This is a genomic window from Actinophytocola sp. (genome assembly GCF_050699915.1).
GTDB lineage: Bacteria > Actinomycetota > Actinomycetes > Mycobacteriales > Pseudonocardiaceae > Actinophytocola.
This window is the reverse complement of the sequence record NZ_JBOHGA010000242.1, coordinates 1-8,468: the sequence shown is the minus strand read 5'-3', so window position 1 is coordinate 8,468 and position 8,468 is coordinate 1. Positions and strand designations below refer to the sequence as shown.

Below are 8,468 nucleotides of genomic sequence, written 5' to 3'. Positions count from 1 at the left end.
GAGCGGCGCCGCCCGGGCCGTGCCCGGCGACGTCACCGACCCGGCGCACCGGGCCGCACTGGTCGCCGCCGCCGACGAGCTCGGCGGGGCGGACCTGCTGGTCAACAACGCCGGCATCCTCGGGCCGAGCCCGCAGCCGCGGGTGGGCGACTACCCACTGGACGCGCTGCGGTCCGTGTACGAGGTCAACGTCGTGGCGCCGCTGGGCCTGATCCAGCTGGCGCTGCCGGGCCTGCGGGCTCGCGGCGGCGCGATCGTCACGGTCACCTCCGACGCGGCGGTCGAGCACTACGAGGGCTGGGGCGGCTACGGCTCGGCGAAGGCGGCCATCGAGCAGGCCTCGGCCGTGCTGGCGGCCGAGGAGCCGGCGGTGCGCGTGTGGCGGGTGGACCCGGGCGACCTGCGGACGCGGATGCACCAGGAGGCGTTCCCCGACGAGGACATCAGCGACCGGCCGCTGCCGGAGACGGTGGTGCCCGCGTTCGTGAACCTGGTCACCTCGCGTCCGGAGTCCGGTCGTGTCCGGCTGTCCGAGATCGCGGTGCCGGCATGAGCCCGGCCGGGCTGTGGCTGCCTTACCCGGTGGCGGATCTCGACGAGGCCACCGCCTTCTACACCGACCGGGTAGGTCTGTCCATTGCAGACCGATGGTCGACGCCGGGTGAGCGGGGCGTCGTGCTGGCCGCGGGCGCGGCGTTCGTCGAGCTGGTCGAGCCGGGCGACCCGCGACCGACACCACTGGCGTTCCAGCTGGCCGACACCGCGGACGTGGACGCGGCGGCGGTACGGCTTGCCGGCCGGCCGGTCCGCTATCCGCGCGGGCTCTACGGGTTCACCACCGACGGCCCGGCCGGCGCCCGGGTCATGATCTGGAGCGAGCGGGAATGACCGTGACGATGGACTTCCTGCTGCCCGCCGAGCTGGAGGCACACGAACCGCCCGAGGCCAGGGGGCTCGAGCGAGACGGGGTGCGGTTGCTCGTCAGCGACGGGTCCGGGGTCTCGCATCATCGGTTCGGTGAGCTGCCCACGCTGCTGCGCGCGGGCGACCTGCTCGTGGTCAACACGTCGGCGACGATGCCGGCGGCGGTGCGGGCCGGCGGGGGGCTCGCGGTGCACTTCTCCACCGAGCTGGCGTCCGGCCGATGGCTGGTCGAGCTGCGGCGGCTCGCCGGGAAGGCCAGCGAGCCCTACGACGGCGGCGAGCCGGGCCGGCGGCTGGACCTGCCCGGTGGCGCGTCGGTGACGCTGCGCCGGCCGTTCGGCGGGCGGCGACTCTGGGAGTCCGATGTGGACACGCGGGGCCGGGGGGTTCCCGCGTACCTGTCGGCATTCGGGGCGCCGATCCGGTACTCCTACGTCGGCGGGCGGTGGCCGTTGTCCTACTACCGCACGGTGTTCGGCACGACGCCGGGCAGCGCGGAGATGCCGAGTGCGTCGCGGCCGTTCACCGAGCGGCTGGTGACCTCGCTGGTGGCGGCCGGCGTGCAGTTCGCCCCGGTGCTGCTGCACACCGGCGTCGCGTCGCCCGAGGCGCACGAGCGGCCCTACCCCGAGCGGTTCGCGGTGTCGGAGCCGAGCGCGCGGCTGGTCAACGCGGCTCGCGCGGAGGGCCGCCGGGTGATCGCGATCGGCACGACCGCGGTGCGGGCGATCGAGTCGGCGGCCGGCCCGGACGGTGTCTTGTCGGCGGCCGCGGGCTGGACCGACCTGATCGTCACGCCGGATCGCGGGGTGCGCGTCGTCGACGGCCTGCTCACCGGCTTCCACGAGCCGCGGGCGTCCCACCTGGACATGCTGGCCGCGATCGCCGGCCCGGCCCTGCTCGACCGCACCTACGCGGCCGCCGTCGAGGCCCGCTACCTGTGGCACGAGTTCGGCGACGTGAACCTGATCCTGCCGTGATGTTGTCGTTCAGCGCCCCGCGCGCCGGGCGGCTTGTTCGACCCAGTCGGCCATGTTGTTGTAGCCGTCGTCGCGGTTCCACCGATACATCCTGACCGGCCGACCGTCGTAGTCGCTGATTCCGAGATGGGAGAACGGGTTCGTTCCCGTCAGGTCTGTCTCACCTGTGACATTCGAGACCGACCAGAACGACTGTCACGCTTGCGCCGCGCAAACCACCGTCGATCAATCGCCGGAGCGCCGCGTCGCCGCTCAGCTTCGTCCTCTCCCACAAGCTGTGGTCGAAGATGCCCTGGTGCGCGAGCCTGCGAAAGGCGTAGGTGTTGCGCACGGTATTCACGCGGAAGATGTCGCGGTCGTAGTGGAAGCTGAAGAAGGTCTGACGGGCCATCAGTACTCGCGCCACTCCTCTGTGGTCAGGCGGAGCACACGTGGATCGTCCAATGTGGACGGACGTTCGGTGCCCGTCGGGTGGCGGTCGGCTGGGAAGGTGCGTGCCGCGTCGAGGGTGGGGGCGTTGAGGAAGCGCAGCGGTTCGGGGGCGGCCAGGCGCGGGGTCGGGGCCTCGCCGTCCTGGGCGAGCACGAAGCCCCAGTCGCCGAAGGTGGGGACGTTCACGTGGTACGGGGTGGCGCCAAGGCCGGCCGCACGCACGGTGTTGAGGATGCAGTCGAACGTGCGCGGCGCGAAGTACGGCGACCCGGCCTGCACGACCAGCCGGCCGCCGGGCGCGAGCACGCGGTGGGCCAGCAGGTAGAACTCCTGCGAGTACAGCTTCGCGGTGGCCGTCGCGTCGGGGTCTGGCATGTCGATGATCACCGCGTCGAAGCGCTCGGCGGTGTCGCGCAGCCAGGCGTACGCGTCCGCCACGACCACGCGGACCCGCGGGTCCGCGAGCGAGTCGCCGTTGAGGCCGGTGAGTCGCGAGTCGTGCTCGGCGAGGCGCAGCACGGCGGGATCCAGCTCGACCTCGACCGCCTCGCGCACGTCCGGGTAGCGCAGCACCTCGCGCATCGCCAGGCCGTCGCCGCCGCCGAGCACGAGCACCCGCTCCCGCGCGCCGGCGAGCGCGGGGTGCACGAGCGCCTCGTGGTAGCGGTACTCGTCGAGCGAGGAGAACTGCAGGTCCCCGTTGAGGAACAGGCGCGTGTCGGCCGGCCCGCCGGAGATCGGCGACGACTGGGTCAGCACGATCTCCTGGTAGCCCGACGTCTCCGCGTACACGACCGGGTCGTCGTAGAGCACGCTGCGGGAGTAGCGCAGGAAGGCGTCGCTGCCGGCGAACGCGGTGCCGAGCACGGCCAGCACCGCGAGCGTGCCCGCCGCCACCGCCACCCGCCGCCGCCGCGACACGGTGCGGGCGAACAGGAACAGCACCACGCACGCGCCGGCGACCGCGTTGACCATGCCGACCAGCAGCGCGCCCCGCGTCTGGCCGAGCAGCGGCAACAGCAGGAACGGGAACGCGAGCCCGCCGACGAGCGCACCGACGTAGTCGGCGGCGAACAGGTCGGCGGTGGCCGAGCCGGCGTCCTGGCGGCGGATGCGTTGCAGCAGGGTCATCAGCAGCGGGATCTCCGCGCCGATCAGCGCACCGATGAGCAGCGAGATCGCGATCAGCGCCGGCCAGTACAGGTCGAGCCAGGTGAACGCGGCGTGCAGGCCGAGGACCGACAGCCCGCCGGTCAGCGCCAGGGCGGCCTCGATCACCGCAAAGCTCGCCAGCGGCCGGGTCTGCAGCGGCTTGGCCGCGAGCGACCCGACGCCCATGGCGAACACCATGGTCGCGAGCACGACGGAGGCCTGGGTGATCGAGTCGCCGAGCAGGTAGGAGCCCTGCGCGACGAGGGCGAGCTCGTAGACGAGCCCGCACGCGGCGCAGGCGAAGGTGGCGAACAGGAGGCCGGCCCGCAGCGCCCTGGTCCGCCGGGCGTGGGTGGGTGTTCGGGTCACGACCGCCGTCATCGCCTTGACAAGCCGCCTAGACGATCGAGACGGCGACGATCGCCGCGACCGCCAGGTGCGAGGCGGCGTTGACGACCACGGCCGGGTGCAGGTGCTCCTCCGCCATCACCGCGCCCCGGTCGCCCGGCGTCACCGCGTCGATGACCAGGAAGGACAGTCCCATGAGGACCAGGCCGAGCAGTCCGTAGGCCACTGTGGACACCAGGCCGGCGCCCCAGTCGTCCTCGCTGGCGGCGATGGCCGTGGCCACGATGGCGCCGACGCCGATGAGGTTGCTGGCGAGCAGGACCGCCGCGTTGCGGTTGCGCTCCACCCAGACCTGCTCGCGCAGGTTGCCCGGGGTGAGCGCGTCGACCAGCGCGAAGCCGACCGCCATCAGCACCAGACCTACCAGCCCGTAGGTGGCGGCGATGCCGACTTCGGTGAAGACATCGGACAGCATGGGGCGGGGCTCCTATCCTTCGGGCCTGGTGTCGGAGTCGGGTTTGGTGGGTGGCTTGTCTGGCTCGTCCGCCGGCGGCTCCTCCGACGCGGGCTCCGCGCGGGTGGGTTCCTCCGGCGCGGCGGGCTCGTCAGCGGGCGGCTCTTCCGGCGGGGGCTCCGCGGCAGCGGGTGCCTCGTGGTGTTCGTCCGTCCACTCCGGAGGGACATGCTCCGGCGCGTACGCCGGCAGCTGCTCGGCGACCGGGCCGACCGGGCGGCGGCGGGCGCGGCGGTCCGAGGAGATCGCGTACCAGCCGAACGCCACCGCCGCGAACAGGATCAACACGGCCCACAACAGCGTCATCCCCGACTCGCGCCAGAAGTCGGACCCGGGCGAGTCGGTCGGTGCCGCGTCGCCCGCGTCCGCCGGCGGGGCGGGTGAGGCCTCCATCGGCGGGGCCAGGCCGGTGTCGGCGGCCAGCAGGGGCAGCGCGGCGACCGCCTTGTAGACGTCCACGTCGACGTTGTCGCCGACCAGCCCGTCGTCGCTCATCACCTCGAGGGAGTCGAGGTCGTCGGTGGTCGGGCCGCCCGGGGAGCTGACCACCTCGTGGCTCGCCGAGTCCTCGGACTCCGACGACTCGGACGTCCAGATGATGCTCGCCCGGAACTCGACGCTCGCCGCGCAGCCACTGGCCTCGCTCACCGGTGTGCCGGCGCCGAGATGCGAGCCCACGCTGGTCTCCAGCACGCCCTCGTTGTCCACGTCGATCGACCAGCCGTAGCAGACGTCCTGCGCCTCGTTGGCGTCCGCGAGCGTGACGACCAGCTCGTCGGCGTCGGCCGGGTCGAAGATCACGTCGGCGGCCGCCACTCCGGGCGCCGCCGCGAGCGCGGCGAGCGCGAGGACCGCGACGACGGCGAGGCGCCTCACTTGCCGGCCCCCGGCCCACCGCCGCGGAAGCCCTCACCGGACCCGCCGCCGGTGCCCCAGACGCCGGCCACGAACGGGAACCAGACGCCGTACCCGCGCCGCTCGTCGTCGAGGTAGATGCGGGAGCCGTCACCGCTCGCGGTGATCCCGACGATGTCGTCGGAGTAGCGCAGGAAGTAGCCCTCGGGGTCGACCTGGACGTCGGCCGGCGACACGGCCGAGCGCACCGACTCGTACACCGCCTTCGGCTTCTGGTCCGATGTGTACACGATGGAGTCGCCGTCGGACGAGACCCGCCGGTAGTTGTCGTCGAGGTAGCCGCGGATGCTGTTGTTGCCCAGCAACGCGAACAGCAGCACGATCAGCCCGACCGCGCCGAGCCCGCCGGCGATGAGCAGTTTGGGGCGCCGCCTCATGCCCGCACCACCAGGCTGCGCGTCTCCACCAGCTCACCGGCCTGCGGGTAGGCGTGCCATGTGCGCCACGCCGTGCCGTCCTTCTCCGCCCACGCCCGCAGCGCGGTGACCGCGAGCGGCGAGCCGGGGAACTCGCCGACGAGGCCGTGCTCGTCGGTGCCGCACGCGCGGATGATCCCGGCGACACGGTCGGCCAGCTCGACCTCGTCCAGCCGCAGCGTCTGCGAGGCGAACCGCACCAGGAGTCCGTTCTCGACGATCTCCTCGCGGGTGGGCAACGTGCCGTCGCGGTCGGGCAGGCAGGCGACGGTCTCCGACCACGGGCCGATGAGCACCTGGTGCGAGGTGCCCAGCACTCGCAGCTCGAGCTCGATGCCGTTCAGCACCACGCGATGTGAGCCCAGCGCGGGTAACGGTGCGAGGCCGTAGGCGAGGCTCAGGTCGGCGGCCCGCGAGTCGGCGAACCGCGTGTCGATGATCGTCCTCACGTCCGGTCGCTGCCCGCCGGGTACACGCGCAGCGCCGGCAACGCGATGGACTCGCCGAGCCCGGCCTCCCACTTGCCGCCGTCGAAGCGCTCGAAGCTCAGGCCCCTGCCCTCCGGCCCCTCGTAGTCGACGTACTCGACGCTGCCCTTCTCGGCGACCGTCGTGGTGCCCTCGGAGGTGTAGCGCGCGGTGCCGTCCTCGTCCTTGGTGTAGGTGACGCCGCCGACCTCCATCGTCTTGCCGCCCGGCTCGGTCACCTGGTCGGTCTCCCGCCAGAACATGACCTCCAGGTCCGGGTCCTCCTCGACCGACACCCAGACGCGGTCGCCGCGCGTGTCGTCGAGGAAGTGCTCCGACCAGGTGAAGCCGCCCTCGGTGAGCCGCAACGAGCCGCGCACGAAGTACAGCTGGTCGCCGTAGTCGATCATGTCGCCGGCGCGGACCGTGCGGATGTCGGTGACACCCTGGTGGTCTGCCAGCGGGTCCTGCGGCTTCGCGGGCGCCTGCGGTTCGGCGGTCTTCGCCCTGTTCGCAGCCCGCCCGCGCAGTACCAGCACCACGATCAGCGCCACGACGACCAAGATGAGCACCACGACGAGCACGTCCACGGCCGGCTCCTCCCCACGTCAACGGTGATGCCGGCGAGCATAGTCACTCACGGCTGAGAGCCGTCGCGGCGTTGACGATCAGCTCGCGCCGAGGCAGATGAACGGGCGGCGGAACGGGTCCTCGGCGATCGCGGCCGCCAGGGCCACCGCCGGGCGGTCGCCGGCCGAGCTGCGGTGGTGGTAGTCGACCATGGCCGACGCCGCGGCGTTGTCGCCCACGCGGCTCGACGACGCCACGACCGTGCGTACGCCGCCCGCCAGCAGGCCGCCCGCGAAGCCCAGTGCCTCGTCGCCGGCGCGGATGTGGCTCATCGCCAGCTCGCAGGCCGCCAACACCACATGTCGGGGCGGGCGGCGCAGCCGGGACAGCTCGTGGGCGAACATCGGCCCGTCGGCCAGCTCCAGCCGGGAGAACATCGCGTTCGTCGGCTCGTGCTCGCCGTGCGCGGCCAGGTGCGCGATCGACGCGCCGTCCAACGCCGAGAGCACCGCCGCGACCGTGCTGCCGGGACTCGTCAGGTAGGCGGCGTCCGGGTACGTCGCGCGCAGCGCGGCCTCCTCCGCGATCGCCTCGGTCAGTGCCGGGCCGCGGGCCAGCAGCGGCCGGCCACCAGAGGTGGACGCGCGCTCGGCCGACAGCCACGCGGTCGCCGACGGGGCCACCACCACCGGCCGCCCGCGCAGCGACGGCAGGCTCCCCCACGGCACCGCGTACAGCGCCCCGGTCGGCACGATCACCAGCTCGCGCCGGCCCACGAACCGCGCCAGCGGGGTGATCAGCCGGGTGTCGAGGACGTCCGCGCTGCGCCGCGCCGAGTCGGTCACCACCGCGGCCACCGCGGGCGCGAGGCCGTCCGGGGCGAGCGCGTCCAGGTCCGCGTACAGCCGGTGCGCCCACTCCGCGGTCTCGGTCGCGGGCGCCAGCCGGGCGAGCCGGCTCCGCCCGCCGGCCACGACGACCGCGACCAGCTCGTCGCCGGACACCGCGAACGACACCAGCGCGCGCTCCCCCAGCGCGGCCGACACCTCGGCGAGCGAGGCCACCGGGCGCGGCCGGCCCCACGGCGTCGTGTACCAGCCCTGCCGCAACACCTCCCGCTCCAGCGCCGCGGCCTGTCGCTCCTGGCGCCGCGCCGGTCGCCCGCCGACCCGTTCCAGCTGAACCGCCCGGCGCAACGACCGCAGCGCGCTGACCTTCTCCGCGAGCACCGGGTCGTCGATGGCCGGCATCGGCTCGTAGCGGTACACCTGTGCCCGCGTCCGCTCCAGCCAGCCGAACAGCTGGCGCGCCGAGCGCCGCGGCCCGTTCAGCACCAGCCGCACCGCCAGCTCCCCCAGCTGCTGGCCGTGGATCGCGGTGCCGCACACCAGCTCCAGCCCGCCCATCCGGTCCCGCGCCCGGCCCAGCTCGACCAGTCCGCCGCGGGCCTCGGCGAGCGCGCGCCGCCGGTCGCCGCGGGCCAACGCGAGCTCGGCGCGGCACAGCCGCAGCAGCATCACGTGGTCCAGCGGCGTGGTCGCCCGGCGCGGCGGCAGCTGGTCGAGCAGCACCTCCGCCGACGCGGGATCGCCGCGGCACAGCTCCAGGCGCACCGCCAGCATCAGCGCGAGCCCGGTCTCGTCCTCGAGCAGTAGCGCGCGCAGCGTCTCCGCGAGCTTGACCGCGAGCACCGGCAGGCGGGCGGGCACCCGGCCGGACTCGAGCGCCGCCGCGGTCCGCGCCCGCATCG

Annotated in this window: 11 protein-coding genes; 3 read left to right on the top strand and 8 right to left on the bottom strand. The window is 73.7% G+C overall.

Annotation, left to right across the window (positions count from 1 at the left end; translation table 11 throughout):
- The 3 genes from ACRDSK_RS28690 to ACRDSK_RS28680 form a co-directional block, all read left to right on the top strand.
- On the top strand, window positions 1-553 hold a 553-nt coding region (locus ACRDSK_RS28690; protein ID WP_431444478.1), incomplete at its 5' end, for an SDR family NAD(P)-dependent oxidoreductase.
- On the top strand, window positions 550-888 hold the full coding sequence (locus tag ACRDSK_RS28685) for a VOC family protein (RefSeq protein ID WP_431444477.1): 339 nt from the start codon (window positions 550-552) through the stop codon (window positions 886-888). The genes ACRDSK_RS28690 and ACRDSK_RS28685, both read left to right, overlap by 4 nt.
- Window positions 885-1,904 carry an S-adenosylmethionine:tRNA ribosyltransferase-isomerase gene (locus ACRDSK_RS28680; RefSeq protein WP_431444476.1) on the top strand — a complete coding sequence of 340 codons (1,020 nt, stop codon included), beginning with the start codon at window positions 885-887 and terminating at the stop codon, window positions 1,902-1,904. Before ACRDSK_RS28685 ends, ACRDSK_RS28680 begins: the two co-directional genes overlap by 4 nt.
- Before the next feature lie 160 nt (window positions 1,905-2,064).
- On the opposite strand, the gene ACRDSK_RS28675 is transcribed toward ACRDSK_RS28680, so the two are convergent.
- The 8 genes from ACRDSK_RS28675 to ACRDSK_RS28640 all read right to left on the bottom strand — a co-directional run.
- Window positions 2,065-2,295, bottom strand: coding sequence for a TIR domain-containing protein (locus ACRDSK_RS28675; protein WP_431444475.1), 231 nt, complete (start codon window positions 2,293-2,295; stop codon window positions 2,065-2,067).
- Window positions 2,295-3,857 (bottom strand): polyamine aminopropyltransferase, encoded by a 1,563-nt coding sequence (locus ACRDSK_RS28670; RefSeq protein WP_431444474.1) that lies wholly within the window; start codon window positions 3,855-3,857, stop codon window positions 2,295-2,297. The genes ACRDSK_RS28675 and ACRDSK_RS28670 overlap by 1 nt, the downstream gene beginning before the upstream one ends.
- A 28-nt stretch (window positions 3,858-3,885) precedes the next feature.
- Entirely contained in the window at window positions 3,886-4,311 is a 426-nt protein-coding gene (locus tag ACRDSK_RS28665; protein WP_431444473.1) for a DUF350 domain-containing protein, read from the bottom strand.
- Between the two features lie 12 nt (window positions 4,312-4,323).
- On the bottom strand, window positions 4,324-5,226 hold the full coding sequence (locus ACRDSK_RS28660) for a hypothetical protein (RefSeq protein ID WP_431444472.1): 903 nt from the start codon (window positions 5,224-5,226) through the stop codon (window positions 4,324-4,326).
- A complete protein-coding gene (locus ACRDSK_RS28655; protein WP_431444471.1) occupies window positions 5,223-5,642 on the bottom strand; it encodes a DUF4247 domain-containing protein in 420 nt (139 codons plus the stop codon). Before ACRDSK_RS28655 ends, ACRDSK_RS28660 begins: the two co-directional genes overlap by 4 nt.
- Window positions 5,639-6,130, bottom strand: coding sequence for a DUF2617 family protein (locus ACRDSK_RS28650; protein WP_431444470.1), 492 nt, complete (start codon window positions 6,128-6,130; stop codon window positions 5,639-5,641). The genes ACRDSK_RS28655 and ACRDSK_RS28650 overlap by 4 nt, the downstream gene beginning before the upstream one ends.
- On the bottom strand, window positions 6,127-6,738 hold the full coding sequence (locus ACRDSK_RS28645) for a DUF4178 domain-containing protein (protein WP_431444469.1): 612 nt from the start codon (window positions 6,736-6,738) through the stop codon (window positions 6,127-6,129). Before ACRDSK_RS28645 ends, ACRDSK_RS28650 begins: the two co-directional genes overlap by 4 nt.
- Window positions 6,739-6,816: 78 nt before the next feature.
- Window positions 6,817-8,468: CHAT domain-containing protein (locus tag ACRDSK_RS28640; protein ID WP_431444468.1), on the bottom strand; the 1,652-nt coding region annotated here is incomplete at its 5' end.

Bases quoted from the DNA above. Each gene is read 5' to 3' on its own strand.
- ACRDSK_RS28685 (WP_431444477.1), top strand. From the start codon at position 550: ATGAGCCCGGCCGGGCTGTGGCTGCCTTACCCGGTGGCGGATCTCGAC.
- ACRDSK_RS28680 (WP_431444476.1), top strand. From the start codon at position 885: ATGACCGTGACGATGGACTTCCTGCTGCCCGCCGAGCTGGAGGCACAC.
- ACRDSK_RS28675 (WP_431444475.1), bottom strand. From the start codon at position 2,295: ATGGCCCGTCAGACCTTCTTCAGCTTCCACTACGACCGCGACATCTTC.
- ACRDSK_RS28665 (WP_431444473.1), bottom strand. From the start codon at position 4,311: ATGCTGTCCGATGTCTTCACCGAAGTCGGCATCGCCGCCACCTACGGG.
- ACRDSK_RS28655 (WP_431444471.1), bottom strand. From the start codon at position 5,642: ATGAGGCGGCGCCCCAAACTGCTCATCGCCGGCGGGCTCGGCGCGGTC.